We start from the raw sequence: 17,980 nt of genomic DNA on the forward strand, positions 1-17,980 counted from the left end.
AGAAAGTGTTTCTTATTCATGATTGATTTGATAAAAGAAATATTAGCTTTAGGATTTTGGTTTCTATCAAGAGAATAATCACATGAATTATCAATCTCGTTTATTATCTTTGCTATTCTGCCTTGCGTTCAGCGGATATTTTACATTACCTGTCCTGTCTGGCGTTGCCCAGACAGCAAAAAACAACCCTAAACAAAAAACATCAAAAGTAACTTCTTCATCCAAAAACAACAAGCAAAATAGTCAAACAAACAAAACATCAACAAATGATGACGATGATGATCCAACTGATGATGATTCAAATGATGATGATAGCAAAAATCCAACACAATCCCTCTTTGAAGCGATCAATGTCGGAAACCTTTACGCCGCACAAGATGCTTTAAACCGTGGTGCCGATTTACATGCAACCAACGTCTTGGGTCAAACACCTCTGGAAATGTCCATTGATCTTAATCGCGATCGCATCACCTTTTTGCTTTTGTCAATGCGTGGCTATAATAACTCACCTCAAAAACTAAATGGTGATAGAGAAATATCAACGGTTTCGGTTAAAAGTGAAAAAGGATATTTATCCATTAAAGGTCAAAATCAACGTAAAACTGTTTCAAATCTCAACCAATCAAACACATATTCACATTATAACAATATTTCCAAACCTGAAATCGGCTTTCTCGGTTTTAACAAAAGCTAGGTTTTACATTTGAATTTAAGATTTGGCCAATTTAGTCATTGCATTATATTCATTACGCAATATATCAAGAGCATATAATCCTCCATTTCTTTCGAAATGCCAAAAGGTCCATCCATTACAAGAAGGTGAATTTGTTACAAGGGCCCCAATTTTATGAATGGAACCTCTTTTGTTTCCACTGATAACAGTGCTATCGGATGTTACTGTAGCAAAAACGCGTTTATTTCGATCCATCAAGATTGTTCCTGGCTGAATAAATCCCTGTTCAATCAGGTTTCCAAAAGGAACACGAGGAATCTCTCGTTTGGAAGGGGTGACTTTAATATCTTCAATCGATAACGGCTTTTCATTGTTCACACGTCGAAGGGCGGCTTTCATATAGTCTGGATGACGCTCAATCCCGATATAACGTCGCTGAAGTTTTTTTGCCACGGCAAGGGTTGTTCCAGTTCCAGCAAAAGGATCCAATACAACATCTTCAATATTTGTAGAGGACAAGATAACGCGATATAGCAAGCTTTCTGGTTTTTGGGTCGGATGTAATTTTAGTCCATGTTCATTTCGAAGTCTTTCATGTCCAGTACATAAAGGCAGAAACCAATCAGAACGCATCTGAATATCATCATTTAGGGTTTTCATGGCCTGATAATTGAAACAATATTTACTATCAGCATCTTTGGCTGCCCATATTAATGTCTCATGCGCATTGGTAAATCGTCTTCCCTTAAAATTTGGCATGGGATTGGATTTCCGCCAAACAATATCATTCAAGATCCAGAAACCAAGATCCTGTAAAATTGCTCCAATTCTGAAAATATTATGATAGGAACCAATAACCCAAATTGTTCCATTTTTTCTCAATAAACGATGACATTCCTTCAACCAGCTTCGACAAAATTGATCATATAGTTGGAAACTCTTAAATTTATCCCAATCTTCATTAACCCCATCCACAATTGTATCATCTGGACGACGCAATTCTCCCTGTAATTGCAAATTATATGGGGGATCGGCAAAAATACAGTCAATTGACGCAGAAGGTATGGTTTTCATGACCTGAATACATTCACCATTCAAAATCTGATCCAAAGGTATATTTAATTTTACTGCTTCACTCATAAAATCCTTGACCTTTTACTTGCTCTTTTTGCTCTACATCCATTGAAAACGAAAATTGTCTTACGGTGATATATCCTTGGCGATGATGTGGAGAACAACCATATTTCCTCAAGGCCTCACGATGCATAACCGTTGGGTACCCCACATTATGCTCCCATCCATACCGATCCCATTTCCGTGCCAGACCAACCATCAGCTTATCGCGCAAAACCTTTGCGATAATTGATGCCGCAGCAATTGAATATGAAAATCCATCCCCCTTGATAATGGTTTGCGTGGCACATCCAAAATCAGGATCGATCGTTCCATCAACCAATACAAGATCAGGAAGAATATTTAGTTTTGATACAGCCCTTTGCATTGCCAAGCTGGCAGATTTCCTGATATTTAAATGGAAAATTTCATCAACTGATGCCGCGGCCACACCAATCTTGACATGCGGCATTTGATTTAAAACCGCATAAATTTCTTGTCTCAATGCAGGTCTGATTTTCTTTGAATCATCAAGCAATTCTGAAATATCCTCAGGAATATTTTCCTGAAACATTACAGCGGCAGCAACAACAGGACCAGCAAGACAACCCATTCCCACTTCATCCACGCCTGCAATTGATACTTTATGATGCATTCTACTCAAATAATTCGTTTCTAAACCAATAACCTACTATACTCAACGAGTCGCAAATGAATAGCCCTAAAATGAAAAAAATAAAAAAAGCTGTTAATAACTTCTGATTAACAGCTTTTTTAAGCCTAAATTTTAAATTTAATTATTAGCTTATTTACATTTACGATGTTTACAACAACATTTAAACATCCTTGATAAAAATGTTCCGGCAATCAAAGCTATAACCAATGCTGCAACAGGACGGTTTCGAATGAAATTCATCAAGCATTCCATTTTCCCCTCAGAACCATATAGACGCGAAAATTCATTATCGGCAACACCCGCAAAATCCTCAAAACGTTTTCCTTTTTGATCAGATGCTTTATTTCTTAAATCCTGACCTTTTTCTCTGGCCTGGTCCGCGACGTTTTGAACCTTGTCTTTTAATTGATCAATAGTATCCTGTTTTTTATCCTGGGCACGAGAAAAGGCATCCTGTGCTTTATCTTTGGCATCATCAATCGAGCTGCCAATTTTTGCACCAACTTCCCTTAAAGTATCTTCCATATTCTTTGACATTGTTCCCTCCTTTAAAAAAGGATTGCAATCTTATCATTTTTTTATGTTTTTAAGTGTATCTTTTGCTTCGTTTTTCACCGATTCATAATTTTGCTTGGCATGGTCAACCGCGTCCTTTAATTTTGCCTTTCCATCCGTTAATGTATTTTCAATTTTTTCAGCAGTATTTTTAATAAAATCTTTTACATTACTCATATTATGCACCTTTTATAACAACAATTCATAGACTATTGGTAATTATGACAACTCCAAACCAAAAAGTCTATAAAATTATCAATCACTTAGATTACAATACCGCTTTTTAGAGATATAAAATCTCCAGGGTTAAGGAATATTAAAAAATGAAGTGATCAACTTTAATATTGATTAAATTCTGCAATGATTTATTTTGTCACAATTAGTTTTGTTATTTTGATTTTTAATTATATAAATTTAGATATTGCCATTAAAAATAAGTTTCTTGCATATGACTTTACCCCAAAATACAACAAATTCTGATAAATCTCACTCACGTTTGCATCCATGGTTAAAAATATTTTTATATATCGGTCTAATAGCTGTCATTATTGGGGTGGCATATCGTTTTTATGGTGTATTTTCATCAACTTCCGAGCATTCCCATTATGTTGTTGAACAACCCGTTGCAGCAACAATTGTAAAGAAAAGCCATCTACCTGTTATTCTAACTGAACTTGGAACAGTCGTTCCCATTTCCAATGTTACCGTACAAACACGAATTTCCGGCTATTTACAACAAGTATTTTTCACGGAAGGGCAATTGGTTAAGAAAAATGATTTACTTGCCCTTATTGACCCACGTCCCTCAGAAGCTTTGAAGGCACAATATGAAGGCAATTTAAAAGCCGACACGGCCTTACTGCAACAGGCAAAATTGGACAATAAGCGCTATCAAACCCTTCTAAAACAAAATAGTATCGCCCCCATGACGGCTCAAGATCAGCAATATAAGGTTGCCCAGCTTGAAGGACAGGTCAAAACAGATCAGGCCCTAATCAAACAGCAAGAATTAAATCTTATCTACTGTCACATCCGTGCACCTGTTGACGGTCGCATCGGGATCAGACAGGTTGATGCGGGAAATTATATTACCGAAGGCCAAAGCGGAGGATTGGCCACTTTAACCCAGATGACCCCCATGTCGGTTATTTTTACCTTACCTGAAAATCAATTGGGCATTGTCTTGGAAGCTTTGAAAAATAAAAAAGAACTAACCGTTGAGGCTTGGAACACCGATAATACGACCAAACTTGCCACAGGAAAAACAAGCGTGATAGACAGTCAGATTGACACATCAACAGGAACCGTTCGGTTGAGAGCCATTTTTGAAAATAAAAACTGGGAGCTTTTTCCAAACCAATTTGTAAATGCCCATTTACTAGTCAAGGTTATTAAAGATGCTTTGATTTTACCAAATAATGCCATTCAAACAGGACCAAATGGTTCCTTTGTGTATGTTATTCAAAAAGATTCAACGGTTAAAATACAGACAATCAAAACAGGATATAATGATGGTGAACATACGGTTATAACCGCTGGTTTAGTTGAGAATGAAAAAATAGTTACTGACGGAATTGATACTTTACATGAAGGTTCAAAAGTCATCATTCCCGAAAATACGCAATCTTCTGAATAATAATTAACTTGAAAATCATAACAGTTTCCTAATTTTGTCAAGTTTATAAATAAATCGAGATCTTTATGAATCCATCACGCCTTTTTATTTTGCGCCCCGTGGCAACAACCATGCTTATGATTGCCATCATGATCTGCGGAATATTAGGCTATCGTTTCTTACCCCTGTCCGCGTTACCTGATGTTGACTATCCAACAATAACCGTTTCAACATTTTATCCGGGCGCAAGTCCGGATGTCATGATGACCTCGGTCACAGCACCATTGGAAAGTGAATTGGGATCCATCCCTGGATTAAATCAAATGATTTCCCAATCCTCTGGAGGGGCTTCAGTCATCACGTTACAATTCAATCTTTCAGTCTCCATGGATGTCGCGGCCCAGGAAGTGCAAGAAGCTATCAATCAGGCCAACTCCCTTTTGCCCACTGATTTGCCTGCACCTCCTGTTTATGCAAAAGTAAATCCTGCTGATACACCTATCCTTACGCTTGGCATTACTTCAAAATCTCTACCCCTGACCGAGGTTGAGGATTACGTTAATAACAGGTTGGCCACAAAAATAAGCCAGATTAATGGGGTAGGACTGGTTACCCTATCAGGAGGACAACGTAAGGCAATCCGTGTACAAATCAATATTCCTAAAATAACTTCATATGGAATTGATCTGGACAGTATCAGAACAACAATCGGTAACGTTAATGTCAATTCCCCCACCGGAAATTTGGATGGCCCAAAACGCGCCGTCACCATCCAGACCAATGGACAAATAAAAAATCCGGAACAGTTACTTAGCCAAATTATCGCCTATAACAATAATGGACCTGTTCGATTACGTGATGTGGCCACTGTCATAAACGGTCCAGAAAATAGTCAATTGATGGCATGGGCAAATAAAACACCAGCCTTGATTTTAAATGTACAACGGCAACCCAAGGCCAATATTATCTCGGTTGTTAACAATATCAATGAAATATTACCACAATTAAAAAAATCATTGCCTTCTGGTATAACATTAACGCCATTGACCGATCGCACGACATCCATTCGCGCTTCAATTCATGATGTAAAATTTGAGCTCATTCTGTCAATTATCTTGGTTATTTTGGTCATCTTTATCTTTTTAAGAAATATTTCTGCAACAATCATTCCCAGTCTTTCCGTTCCCCTATCCTTGATCGGAACCTTGGCGGTAATGTATCTTTTTAATTTCTCACTAGATAATTTATCCTTGATGGCATTGACAATAGCGACCGGTTTCGTTGTGGATGATGCAATTGTTATGATAGAGAACATTACACGATATATCGAAATGGGCGAAAACCGGATTCAAGCCGCTTTAAAAGGGTCAGAAGAAATAGGGTTTACAATCATATCGCTTACGATTTCTTTAATCGCTGTCCTTATCCCTCTATTATTCATGGGGGATATTATCGGTCGTTTATTTTACGAATTTGCAGTTACCCTGTCTATTACAATCATCATATCCGCCATTGTTTCCCTAACCCTGGTTCCAATGTTGTGTGCGCATATTCTGACCGAAACCGAAAAAAAACAGAACAACTATTTTTTTGATCGTGTGATAGACAGAATAATAGAATTTTACAATACCGGACTACAATTTGTCTTCAAACACCAGCCTCTAACCTTATTTATCACCTGTTGCACCTTTGTCATAACCCTCATAATGGCTTACTACATCCCCAAGGGTTTCTTTCCCGTTCAAGATAACGGTATGGCACAAGGCATATCCATCATGCCTCAAAATGCCTCGCTGAAAGCGGTCGCAAACAAGCAAAAAGCTCTGGCAAACACAATTTTAAACGATCCAGACGTGGATAACCTTTCATCATTTATCGGCATTGACGGACAGAATATGACCCTTAATCAGGGACGTTTCTTGATCAATTTGAAAAACCGAAAGGAACGTAAAACATCTATTGAAAAAACAATCAAAAGAATAACCCGGGCATCAAGACAGGTTGTTGGAACACAACTTTATCTTCGACCCATACAAGATCTCTCGCTAGAAACAACTTTTTCAGCCACCCAATACCAACTTTTGATCGAAAATCCGGATTACAGGCAACTTGAACTCTGGGTACCTAAAATTGTTAATCGTCTGCAAAAAGAACCTACCCTTTCCGATGTCTCCTCAAACCTGCAATCACAGGGATTGGTTGCCAATATCACCCTTGACCGTGCCACAGGTGCTCGTTATTCCATCACACCTCAAACAATTGATAATGTTTTATATGACTCTTTTGGCCAACGCCAAATTTCCACTATTTTTACAGAATCAAACCAATACAGGATCATTCTGGAAGCCGATCCAAAATTTCAAAAACATTTGACCTCTTTGAACCAGCTTTATCTTCCCGGAATAAATGGCAACAATTCCGCTTCAACTTCTGGTCCAACAAGAAATCCAACCTCTGGTCTGGTTCCTTTATCCCAGGTGACAAGAATCACTCATGACACCGCACCCCTTCTAGTCACCCACTTCGGTCAGTTTCCAGCCATATCGATTTCCTTTAACATCAACAAGGGTCATTCCCTGGGGGAGGCAACACAAATCATCAATTCCATCCACAAGGAACTGAATCTTCCCTCAAGCTTCCAGGTCAGTTTTCAAGGAATAGCGGCTGCATTTGAAAAGAGCCTTAAAAATGAATTGTTTCTTGTTATAGCGGCCATTATTGCTGTTTATATTATCCTTGGCATTCTTTATGAAAGCTTCATTCATCCCATAACTATTTTGTCAACCCTTCCCTCGGCCACGATTGGTGCACTATTTGCACTATGGATTGATGGATGCAATTTAGATATTATGGGAATTATTGGCATCATTCTATTAATTGGAATTGTCAAAAAAAATGCCATTATGATGATTGATTTTGCGCTGGAGGCTGAAAGGAAAGACAAGAAATCCTCACTGGAGGCAATTCATCAGGCAGCACTTCTACGGTTCAGGCCCATTCTGATGACAACCCTGGCGGCCATGTTGGCGGCTATTCCCATGATGCTGGGAACAGGAACCGGATCTGAACTAAGGCATCCTTTGGGTATCAGCATTTTTTGGGGGCTTCTTGCCAGCCAATTGCTCACTCTTTTTACAACTCCCATTATTTATCTATATATGGAAAGACTTAAAAACTGGGGACATCATTTTTTTTCATCATTATCCAATCACCAACCAATTGATGAAAAACCTGAATCATGAATATAGCAAAACCCTTTATACAACGGCCTGTTGCAACAATTTTACTCACAGTTACATTATTTCTAACAGGTATACTGGGTTACGAACTATTACCAGTTTCTGATCTCCCCAACGTGGATTTTCCTGTAATCATGATACGTGCCCAACAAGCGGGCGGCACACCAGAGGAAATTGCCAGCTCAATTGCTGCACCATTGGAGAGAAGGCTGGGACAGATACCTGGCACCAATGAAATGACCTCACAATCAACCCAAAACCAGGTCAGGATCATTTTACAATTCGATCTTTCCAAAGATATCAATAATGCGGCAAGGGATGTAGAAGCCGCCTTACAAGCGGCACGTGCCGACCTTCCCTCTTCGATGCGTTCCAATCCATCCTATTTCAAGATGAATCCCTCCACCTCTCCCATCATGATCTTGGCCATGACATCCAAGACCAAAACCTTGCCACAGCTTTATGATTATGCGACAACTGTTTTGCAACACCAGCTCTCAAGTATCAAAGGGGTCGGGCAAGTTGAACTGGGGGGAAGTTCACTACCGGCAGTCAGAATTGAACTAAACCCGCATGCCCTTTACAAATACGGTATTGGATTTGAAGATGTCAGGGCGGCACTGGCATCAACCAACGCTCATACACCCAAAGGTTTTATTGAGGAAGGTGACAAACGCTATCAATTAGCAACCAATGACCAGGCAACAAAGGCTGAAGCCTATCGAAACCTCGTAATTGCATACAGAAATCATGCACCTGTCATGTTAGAGAATATTTCAACAGTAAAAGACGACGTTGAAGACTTACATCATGCGGGATATTATAACGATAAACGCTCCATCATTCTGGTTATTTTCCCTCAAGCCGGTAGTAATGTCATCAAGACAACCAGTTTGATTCATAAAAAGTTATCATTGATAAAGGCAGCCTTACCTACCGATGTGAATCTGCACATTGCCATTGATCGTTCAACCACAATCAGGGCCACCCTGTTTGATACCCAAATGACATTGGTCATATCTATTGTTCTAGTCATAACGGTTATTCTGGTTTTTCTAAGAAACATTCGAGCCATTTTTATTCCTGCCGTTGTTTTGCCAGCCTCCATTATCTCCACATTTGCCATTCTTAAATTATTGGGTTATTCACTTGATACGTTTTCCTTAATGGCGCTAACCATCGCAACCGGCTTTGTCGTGGATGATGCCATTGTTGTGCTGGAAAATATAAACCGGCATTTGGAGAATGGTATATCTCCCAAAGCTGCCGCTTTATATGGCGCAAAGGAAGTCTCGTTTACGGTAATCTCGATCACTATATCTTTGATTGCCGTGTTCCTGCCGATATTGCTGATGGGTGGTTTGATAGGAAAATTGTTTCATGAATTTGCCATGACCCTTTCCATAACCCTGATTATTTCGATGATCCTTTCCCTGACCCTAACTCCCATGATGTGTGCCTTTATTCTTATGCGACACCAAGGAAACAATAATAAACGGGGATATAAAATTAATCATTATTTTATAAAATTATTTGATTATTGTGATCAACTCTATCAAAGCACTCTTTCGCACATCCTTAAATATCCCCTTCTTGTTGTCCTATCAATTCCTGCAACGATTATCCTGATGATTTTTCTTTTTATAACCATGCCTAAAGGTTTCATGCCTAATGAGGATATCGGGGTTTTGTTATGCCATCTTCAGGGCGATCAATCCATTTCCTTTCAAAACATGAAAGAAAAAATCCAGTTTGTTCAGAAAATACTTATAAATGATCCGGATATTGCATCCATTTCCTCCTTTACCGGAGGCAAAGCGGTCAATCAGGGAAATATCTTTATTTCCTTAAAAGATAAAAAGTTACGAAAAAATAATATTTTTGAAACTCAAGCGCGACTTTCTAAAAAATTACAAAATATGGTTGGCGCGAAATTCTATATTTTCCCTCCCAATATATTACATGTAGGCGGGCGTTCAAGTAACGCAAACTATCAATATACTTTACAATCAGATTCCTCTAGCGAATTATATAAATGGATGCCCAAACTTGTTGAAGCACTAAAAAAGCATCCCGGTATCATCACAGATGTCTCTTCCGATGTCCAACAGGGAGGTGAGGCAATCAATATTGATATTCTTCGGGATACAGCCGCACGAGTTAACTTAACACCACAACTTATTTCAAATACGTTGTTTGATTCTTTTGGACAGCGTGCCGCTTCAATTATTTATAATCCATTAAACCAATATCGGGTCATTATGGAAACGGATCCGCGTTACGCCCCTCATACCGGTGCCTTGAATCAGGTATGGGTCAGTGTTGCAGGAGGATCACCCGGTGGCGGAACCGTATCAAATACAATCCGTGTCAAATCGAATGCATTTTTAAGTCAAGAGGATAAAATCGAGCAGGAAAACTTTAGAAACCAGATCGCGAATAGACTTGCCGGGGGTAATGGTGCATCCAATGGTTCAGCTGTCTCCACCAATCATGAAACCATGATCCCATTATCTTTTGTCACTAACCAGAACAAAGCATTGACCTCATTATCAGTCAATCATCAGGGTATGTTCGTTGCCGCGACTTTATCATTTAACTTGGCAAAAGGAAAATCACTGAGCGATGCCATTCAGCTCATCAAAACGGAAACCGTCAAAATTCATTTACCAAAAAATATAGCAGGAAGTTTTTCTGGCAATGCAGCCCAGTTCCAGAGCAGCATCAAAAATAATATCATTATCATATTTGCCGCAATTGCCGCCGTTTACATTACACTGGGTATATTATATGAAAGCTACATCCATCCTTTAACAATTCTATCCACCCTTCCCTCGGCAGGTGTTGGCGCATTACTGGCGCTTGATCTGTTCGGGGAAGAATTTACTATTATAACCATGATTGGCATTATCCTACTTATTGGGATTGTCAAAAAAAATGCCATTCTTTTGGTTGATTTCGCTATCAAGGCAGAAGAGTCAGAAAACATGGATACAAAATCAGCAATTTTACTAGCATGTAAATTACGCTTTCGTCCCATTCTCATGACTACCGTTGCAGCTGCATTTGGTGCAGTTCCCCTTATTCTTTCCAATGGATATGGTTGCGAGATCAGACGTCCACTTGGAATCGCGATTGTAGGGGGTTTAGTGGTCAGTCAGGCTCTGACCTTGTATACAACCCCGGTAATTTATATCTATATGGATCGATTACGACATAACCGTCTGTTAAAGAGACTATTTTTTCATGGGGGACAGCAACGTGCATAATAGGGGCATCAACCTGCTCTCCTTACGATATGTGGGGACCACTTTCTTTTTTTTGCTAAGCGGCTGTATGGTTGGACCAAATTATCATCGCCCCGCTCCAGTCATTTCACAACGGTTCAAGGAATTGAAACCAGTTAACGGATGGCAGACAGCCAATCCCAGTGCCGCCGCCTTTCCTAAAGGTGAATGGTGGACTATCTATAATGATCCTGTTCTTAATCAGCTGGAAGAACAGGTTGATATTTCCAACCAGAATTTAAAACAGGCAGAAGCAAATTATCGTTATGCGCGTGCCTTGATTGACCAAACTAAGGCAGCTCTATACCCAACATTAAATCTTGGCACGAATTTTGATCGTCAAGGTAACGGCGGTGGTGCAAGAAGTATTGGTAATGGGGGCGGAAATATTAATTATTCGACCGGGATGACCAGAAATACTTATGCATTACAAACCTCTGCGAGCTGGGATCTCGATCTGTGGGGAAAAATACGACGTAACACGGAAAGTCAGGTTGCTGCTGCACAAGCCAGTGCCGCAGATCTTGCCAATGCAAGACTATCTTATCAAAGCCAGTTGGCCCAGACCTATTTTAACTTGCGATATCAAGATTCATTAATCGATTTATTGCAAAAAACCGTTAAAGCCTATAAGCAATCCTTAAAAGTAACCCAGGATCAACATAATGCCGGTGTTATTGAACCCACGGCGTTATTACAGGCACAGACACAGCTTGAGCAAACCAGGGCACAATTGACTGCTGCAGGTATTTCTCGAGCCCAATACGAACATGCTATTGCCACTCTAATTGGAAAGCCCCCGGCAAATTTATCAATTCCTCACGGTATTTTAAATGACAACATACCTCAAATTCCAGTAGGTGTTCCATCCATTTTATTACAAAGAAGGCCTGATATAGCTTCAGCCGAACGCCATATGCAAGAAAAAAATGCCCAGATAGGAGCTGCTATTGCAGCGTTTTTCCCCGATGTAACCTTATCAGCCAATTTATCCTATAGTGGCAATCCGGTGGGCAGCCTTGTTCAAGTTGCCAACCGCATCTGGTCTTTGGGGGCATCCGCTTCAGAAAACTTGTTTGATGGCGGGGTAAGAAGTTCAATGGTCAAACAGGCAGAGGCACAATATGATGCTTCTGTGGCTCAATATAGGCAAACCATTCTTGCAGCCTTGCAATCCGTTGAGGATCAACTATCTAACCTTAATATCCTAGCCAATCAAAAAATCCAGCAACAAGCAGCGATTGAATACGCTGACAAAGCCCTTAAAGTATCCCTGGCGCAATATATGAGCGGCACTCACGATTATACCACTGTTGTAACTCAACAAGTCGCTTTATTAAATAATAAGCAAACAGCTCTTGGAATACGGCAACAACAAATGGTGGACAGCGTTTTGTTGATCGAAAACCTTGGAGGTGGCTGGAAAGATGATCGATTGCCAAGCAAATCTTCTTTAACCTCCAATATACCTTTTATACCTCCTGTATTACAGCAAAATAAAAACTAGTTCTATTATACAAAAATGAAATCATTTTAATAAATAATAATTTGTTAGTGATTTCTTTTTTTCAGAAACAAGATTTTTTTTAATTTTAAACAATATCCAAAATCCTAAAATATTTAATTTAAAATCAAACATGTAAATTATATTAAACTATCATAAAAAAATTTACATAATAAAATTGGTTTCTAAAAAAAAGCCAATATTTAAGAGATTTTTAAATCGATGATATTTTAAGCTTAATACTGCGAACTCATTCCCCGTCTTTGTTTCATGTACCTAAAAAATGACAAACAAATAAATTATTTTAACATGTTACTAAAAATAATTTATAACCCAACATTTCAAGAAATTAATTATTAAGTAATTTTCTTCCAACCAAAAACGCAAGGATAAAAAATAAAAAAGCGAATAACAGTGCAATAAAAAATATAATCTTAGCAATTCCTGCTGCTATAATTGCCATACTTGTAAAACCAAGAAGCCAAGCCAATAAAGCAATTAAAAGACAAATAAATGCAATTTTAAGCATATCCCGGCTCTCCTTTTCAATCTATCCCAAGATTCTTCCAAAAGCCTAACACGTTAACATATATTTTTTTTACAACTTAATTATAATCCCAATTTTATTCATTACAAACAAAAAAAGAGATAGGTTTCTATCTCTTTTTAAAAATCAAAAGGGTATTTTAATATTATGCAGCTAACTCGTCTGAATCTTCATCAGTGGGCTTTGGTCCACTGTCAAGCCCTTTTGCATTTACATCACGTTCAATAAATTCGATAACTGCCATATCAGCAGCATCACCATAACGGACACCCGCTTTCAACACACGCAAATATCCACCTTGACGCGCTTTGTAACGATCAGCGATAACAGAAAATAACTTGGCAACAATAGTCTCGTCACGCAACATGGCATAAGCCTGTCTACGTGCATGCAAATCACCACGTTTTCCCAATGTCACAAGTTTCTCGACAACAGGACGTAATTCCTTAGCTTTTGGCAAAGTCGTTGTAATCTGTTCATGCTTAATTAATGCAACGGCCATATTTCTGAACATTGCAAGGCGATGCGATGAAGTCACACCCAATTTACGGCCGGATATACCGTGACGCATAATTTCAATCCTCTTCTATCATACTATGCTTAAAACAGCTCATCCAGCCGTTTAGCTAACTCTTCAATATTTTCTGGTGGCCAAGCAGGCACATTCATTCCCAATGACAATCCCATTGAAGAAAGAACTTCCTTGATTTCATTCAATGACTTGCGACCAAAATTAGGAGTGCGTAACATTTCTTGCTCTGTCCGCTGCACCAGGTCGCCAATATACACAATGTTATCATTCTTGAGACAGTTGGCGCTACGAACTGACAATTCAAGCTCATCAACTTTGCGCAATAAATTACGATTGAATGGAAGCTCTTCCTTAGGCTCTTCCGTCACGACTGGTTTAGGCTCATCGAAATTGATAAAAAGCTGGAACTGATCTTGCAGAATACGCGCAGCCAAAGCTACGGCATTTTCAGGCGTTACAGAACCATCTGTTTCCAAAGTCAATAACAGCTTGTCATAATCTGTTACCTGACCAACACGGGTTGGCTCAACTTTATAGGAAACACGACGAACAGGTGAATATATCGCGTCAATTGGAATCATCCCAATCGGAGCATCCTCCTGACGGTTAGTAGAGGCAGGTACATAACCTTTACCCATTTCAACGGTAAATTCCATACCCAACTTTATTCCATCATCAAGTGTGCAAATCACAAGATCAGGATTCATGATTTCAATATCATGATCTGTCTGAATCTGTCCAGCTGTAACTTGCCCCGGACCTACCGCGGACAAAATCATCCGTTTTGGACCATCACTGTGCATACGTATGGCCAGTTGCTTAACATTCAGGACAATATCCGTGACATCTTCCCGCACACCATTGACTGATGAGAATTCATGAAGAACGCCATCAATACGAACAGCTGTAACAGCAGCCCCTTGAAGAGAAGATAAAAGTACTCGCCGAAGCGCATTACCGAGCGTCATGCCGAAGCCACGTTCAAGCGGCTCCGCCACCACGGTCGCCACATTTTGTGACGCCGAGCCCGGTTCGACTTCCAGCTTCTCCGGCTTAATAAGAGATTGCCAGTTTTTCTGGAGGACCAAGGTGGTGGCCTTTCAATTCAAATTATTACCAAAAAAAGTAACAAAATCTTAACCTCGAAGTCAGCTTTTGTTACTTGAATATTATTTCCATTCATTATTGATTGAAAATAATATACGAAAGATTAAACGCGACGACGTTTACGTGGACGACATCCGTTATGTGGCACTGGCGTGGTATCCCGGATTGAAGTAACCGTAAAACCTACCGCCTGCAAAGCACGCAATGCGCTTTCACGTCCAGATCCCGGTCCAGACACTTCAATTTCAAGAGTTTCCATACCATGTTCACGAGCTTTACGTCCCGCATCCTCAGCTGCAACCTGTGCTGCATAAGGTGTAGATTTGCGTGAACCTTTAAATCCCTGAGCACCCGCTGAAGACCATGAAATTGCATTTCCTTGAACATCAGAGATAGTGATCATCGTATTATTAAACGTAGACAAAACATGCGCTACGCCAGAAGTAATGTTTTTGCGTTCTTTTTTTCTGAGACGCGGTGTGGCGGGTTTCGCCATGGCTTTTATTATCCTGTCCGTTTAGTTATAAAAAATTAAAACAAACCAAGGGTTAACGTGTTACTTTTTTCTTACCAGCAATAGCAACCGCCTTACCCTTACGTGTACGAGCATTTGTATGAGTTCTCTGGCCTCTTACAGGCAAACCACGACGATGACGCAATCCACGGTAACATCCCAAGTCCATCAAACGCTTGATATTCATCGAAATTTCACGACGAAGATCACCCTCAACCTGATACTCGCTATCAATTAACTCACGGATTTTCAGAACCTCATCATCTGAAAGTTCGTTCACCCTACGTTCGTCAGGAATTGACAATTTATTACAAATTTCCTGCGCTTTTGTCGGCCCAATGCCGTATATATAACGCAGACCAATGGTTACCCGCTTATTCGTCGGGATGTTTACGCCGGCAATACGCGCCACGCCCAATACTCCTTAATTAGCCTTAATAATTTAGGTCTATTCTTAACAGCTAGCCACTAAAAAAGCAACAGTTACGAGATCAATAACTGTTTCATTAATAACTAACGTGTTTGAAATACTTTTAAAAGCATCAATATAACTTTCATACTAACAGAGTCAATATAGTATGATAATTTTTTCACAAAAATATAAATTTACATTTTATTTTTTTTTAAAATTAAATCAATATCTTTTGTCACCTCATCCACATTTTTCATACCATCAATGGGATACAAGCATTTTTTTTCTTTATAATATGGCAATAAGGGAGCGGTCTGTTCGCGATAGACTTTTAAACGTTCCAGAACGGTATCTTTATTATCATCAGCTCTTGAAACAAATTCCGTTGAACCGCATGCATCACAGACTCCGTCTTTTTTTGGTTTTTTAGAAAGTTTATTATAACTGGCACCACATTTTGCACAACTAAACCGGTTGGAAATTCGCTCCGCAAGTATTTCTTCATCCACTTTTAATAATAATACAGCATCAAGTTTCAGATGTTCAGAGACAAACATTTTATCCAACGCTTTTGCTTGATCCACATTGCGAGGGAAACCATCAAGAATGAAACCGTTTTTACAATCATCCTTTTTAATTCTTTTTGCAATCATTTCAACCATCAGATCATCAGGAAACAATAACCCCTTATCCATAATATCCTTGGCTTTTTTCCCGATTTCTGACCCAGATCTCACCTCAGCCCTCAGCATATCTCCTGTGGAGATTTGCGCGATATGATATTTTTCTGACAAACGTTGAGCCTGCGTCCCTTTACCTGCCCCTGGTGGGCCCAAAAATATTAGCTTCACCGTTTTTTTCCTTTTCCAAACCTGGATTTGCGTAATAGACCCTGATATTGGTGCGCAACCAAATGGGATTGAACCTGCGTTACCGTATCTATTGTCACGGAAACTATGATTATCAAACTGGTTCCACCAAAATAGAAGGGAACATTGTAATGATTGATTAAAAATTGTGGCAATAAACAGACAACAACAAGATATAGCGCTCCAATTGTTGTTAACCGTGTCAGGATATTATCAAAATAGGTTGCTGTATTTGCACCTGGACGAATACCGGGAATAAATCCACCCTGTTTTCGTAAATTATCTGCCGTTTCTTTGGGATTAAAGGATACAGCTGCATAAAAATATGAGAAGAAAATAATCATGGCAGCATAAAAGACCATATATAAAATATGACCCTGACCGAATTCCTGTCCTAGATATGCCAACCATCCTGGTGTCGATTCATTTGATAGAAATCCAGCTATTGTTACAGGTATCAATAAAACTGAAGACGCAAAAATAGGCGGTATAACCCCAGCGGTATTAACTTTTAATGGCATATGTGTTGAATCACCACCATACATTCGTTGCCCAACCTGCCGTTTGGGATATTGTATGACAACTCTTCTTTGCGCCTGTTCCATAAACACGATAAAGGCGATTGTAACCGCTGCCAATACAAGAAATGCAACGACAAAAAATGGAGACAAAGCGCCAGTGTAACCCAGTTGAAATAAACTTGCCAAAGCCGTTGGTAAATTGGCGACAATACCGGCAAAAATAATCAATGATATTCCATTACCGACCCCGCGTGCCGTGATTTGTTCCCCCAACCACATCAAAAACATCGTTCCCCCAACCAGCGTGATGACGCAGGTTAACAAGAAAAGCAATCCCGGATTGGTAACGGCAGAACCTGCGGGACTTTTCATACTTTCCAACCCAATGGCAATTCCATAAGCCTGGAATAAAGCAATGAAAACCGTCAGGTAACGTGTATATTGATTAAGCTTTTTACGTCCTTGCTCCCCTTCCTTTTTCAAGGCTTCAAGAGATGGCATCGCAGAGGACATCAACTGAATGATAATAGATGCACTAATATAGGGCATGATGTTCAGGGCAAAAATGGTCATACGACCCAAGGCGCCACCACTGAACATGTCAAACATACCAAGAATACCACCCTGGTGTTTAGCCAGCAATTGTGCCATTACCGTAGCATCCACTCCCGGAACCGGGATATAGGTACCTAGACGGTAAATAATTAACGCACCCAATGTAAACCAAATACGCTTTTTTAATTCAGTTGCTTTAGAAAACGCACTGACATTAATATTCGCCGCTAGTTGTTCGGCCATAGAGGCCATAATTTTTAT

16 protein-coding genes are annotated in these 17,980 nt (G+C 39.5%); 5 read left to right on the forward strand and 11 right to left on the reverse strand.

The window, feature by feature from the left end:
• Nucleotides 1-82: 82 nt before the first annotated feature.
• Nucleotides 83-694 (forward strand): hypothetical protein, encoded by a 612-nt coding sequence (locus GM552_RS08880; protein WP_196424864.1) that lies wholly within the window; start codon nucleotides 83-85, stop codon nucleotides 692-694.
• 15 nt (nucleotides 695-709) lie between these two features.
• On the opposite strand, the gene GM552_RS06570 is transcribed toward GM552_RS08880, so the two are convergent.
• The 4 genes from GM552_RS06570 to GM552_RS06585 form a co-directional block, all read right to left on the reverse strand.
• Nucleotides 710-1,813 carry a site-specific DNA-methyltransferase gene (locus GM552_RS06570; protein ID WP_110438373.1) on the reverse strand — a complete coding sequence of 368 codons (1,104 nt, stop codon included), beginning with the start codon at nucleotides 1,811-1,813 and terminating at the stop codon, nucleotides 710-712.
• Nucleotides 1,806-2,441 carry a ribonuclease HII gene (locus GM552_RS06575; protein WP_155565768.1) on the reverse strand — a complete coding sequence of 212 codons (636 nt, stop codon included), beginning with the start codon at nucleotides 2,439-2,441 and terminating at the stop codon, nucleotides 1,806-1,808. The genes GM552_RS06570 and GM552_RS06575 overlap by 8 nt, the downstream gene beginning before the upstream one ends.
• Before the next feature lie 150 nt (nucleotides 2,442-2,591).
• Entirely contained in the window at nucleotides 2,592-2,999 is a 408-nt protein-coding gene (locus GM552_RS06580) for a hypothetical protein (protein WP_110438375.1), read from the reverse strand.
• Between the two features lie 33 nt (nucleotides 3,000-3,032).
• Nucleotides 3,033-3,194: a hypothetical protein gene (locus GM552_RS06585; protein WP_155565769.1), complete on the reverse strand. Its 162-nt coding sequence runs from the start codon at nucleotides 3,192-3,194 to the stop codon at nucleotides 3,033-3,035.
• 271 nt (nucleotides 3,195-3,465) lie between these two features.
• Here GM552_RS06585 and GM552_RS06590 point away from each other — a divergent pair, with 271 nt between their 5' ends.
• The 4 genes from GM552_RS06590 (at nucleotide 3,466) to GM552_RS06605 (ending at nucleotide 12,665) form a co-directional block, all read left to right on the forward strand.
• The gene (locus GM552_RS06590) at nucleotides 3,466-4,653 is read left to right on the forward strand and encodes an efflux RND transporter periplasmic adaptor subunit (protein ID WP_155565770.1); all 1,188 of its coding nucleotides are present in this window, start codon (nucleotides 3,466-3,468) and stop codon (nucleotides 4,651-4,653) included.
• A 65-nt stretch (nucleotides 4,654-4,718) separates the two neighbouring features.
• Nucleotides 4,719-7,874 (forward strand): efflux RND transporter permease subunit, encoded by a 3,156-nt coding sequence (locus GM552_RS06595; protein WP_155565771.1) that lies wholly within the window; start codon nucleotides 4,719-4,721, stop codon nucleotides 7,872-7,874.
• Nucleotides 7,871-11,140, forward strand: coding sequence for an efflux RND transporter permease subunit (locus GM552_RS06600; protein ID WP_155565772.1), 3,270 nt, complete (start codon nucleotides 7,871-7,873; stop codon nucleotides 11,138-11,140). Before GM552_RS06595 ends, GM552_RS06600 begins: the two co-directional genes overlap by 4 nt.
• Entirely contained in the window at nucleotides 11,118-12,665 is a 1,548-nt protein-coding gene (locus GM552_RS06605; RefSeq protein WP_155565773.1) for an efflux transporter outer membrane subunit, read from the forward strand. The genes GM552_RS06600 and GM552_RS06605 overlap by 23 nt, the downstream gene beginning before the upstream one ends.
• A gap of 346 nt (nucleotides 12,666-13,011) precedes the next feature.
• Here GM552_RS06605 and GM552_RS06610 read toward each other — a convergent pair whose 3' ends face one another.
• The 7 genes from GM552_RS06610 to secY all read right to left on the reverse strand — a co-directional run bounded on the left by GM552_RS06610 (nucleotide 13,012) and on the right by secY (nucleotide 17,971).
• Nucleotides 13,012-13,191 (reverse strand): DUF1328 domain-containing protein, encoded by a 180-nt coding sequence (locus GM552_RS06610; RefSeq protein ID WP_155565774.1) that lies wholly within the window; start codon nucleotides 13,189-13,191, stop codon nucleotides 13,012-13,014.
• A gap of 163 nt (nucleotides 13,192-13,354) precedes the next feature.
• A complete protein-coding gene (gene rplQ, locus GM552_RS06615) occupies nucleotides 13,355-13,780 on the reverse strand; it encodes a 50S ribosomal protein L17 (protein ID WP_155565775.1) in 426 nt (141 codons plus the stop codon).
• A 29-nt stretch (nucleotides 13,781-13,809) separates the two neighbouring features.
• Entirely contained in the window at nucleotides 13,810-14,829 is a 1,020-nt protein-coding gene (locus GM552_RS06620; RefSeq protein ID WP_110438382.1) for a DNA-directed RNA polymerase subunit alpha, read from the reverse strand.
• A gap of 122 nt (nucleotides 14,830-14,951) precedes the next feature.
• On the reverse strand, nucleotides 14,952-15,344 hold the full coding sequence (rpsK, locus tag GM552_RS06625; RefSeq protein WP_110438383.1) for a 30S ribosomal protein S11: 393 nt from the start codon (nucleotides 15,342-15,344) through the stop codon (nucleotides 14,952-14,954).
• A gap of 52 nt (nucleotides 15,345-15,396) precedes the next feature.
• Nucleotides 15,397-15,774 carry a 30S ribosomal protein S13 gene (gene rpsM, locus GM552_RS06630; RefSeq protein ID WP_110438384.1) on the reverse strand — a complete coding sequence of 126 codons (378 nt, stop codon included), beginning with the start codon at nucleotides 15,772-15,774 and terminating at the stop codon, nucleotides 15,397-15,399.
• A 194-nt stretch (nucleotides 15,775-15,968) separates the two neighbouring features.
• The gene (locus tag GM552_RS06635; RefSeq protein WP_198197429.1) at nucleotides 15,969-16,625 is read right to left on the reverse strand and encodes an adenylate kinase; all 657 of its coding nucleotides are present in this window, start codon (nucleotides 16,623-16,625) and stop codon (nucleotides 15,969-15,971) included.
• Entirely contained in the window at nucleotides 16,622-17,971 is a 1,350-nt protein-coding gene (gene secY, locus GM552_RS08970) for a preprotein translocase subunit SecY (RefSeq protein ID WP_155565778.1), read from the reverse strand. The genes GM552_RS06635 and secY overlap by 4 nt, the downstream gene beginning before the upstream one ends.
• Nucleotides 17,972-17,980: the final 9 nt, after the last annotated feature.

It is taken from the genome of Commensalibacter sp. ESL0382, from assembly GCF_009725775.1.
GTDB classification, from domain to species: Bacteria; Pseudomonadota; Alphaproteobacteria; order Acetobacterales; family Acetobacteraceae; genus Commensalibacter; species Commensalibacter melissae.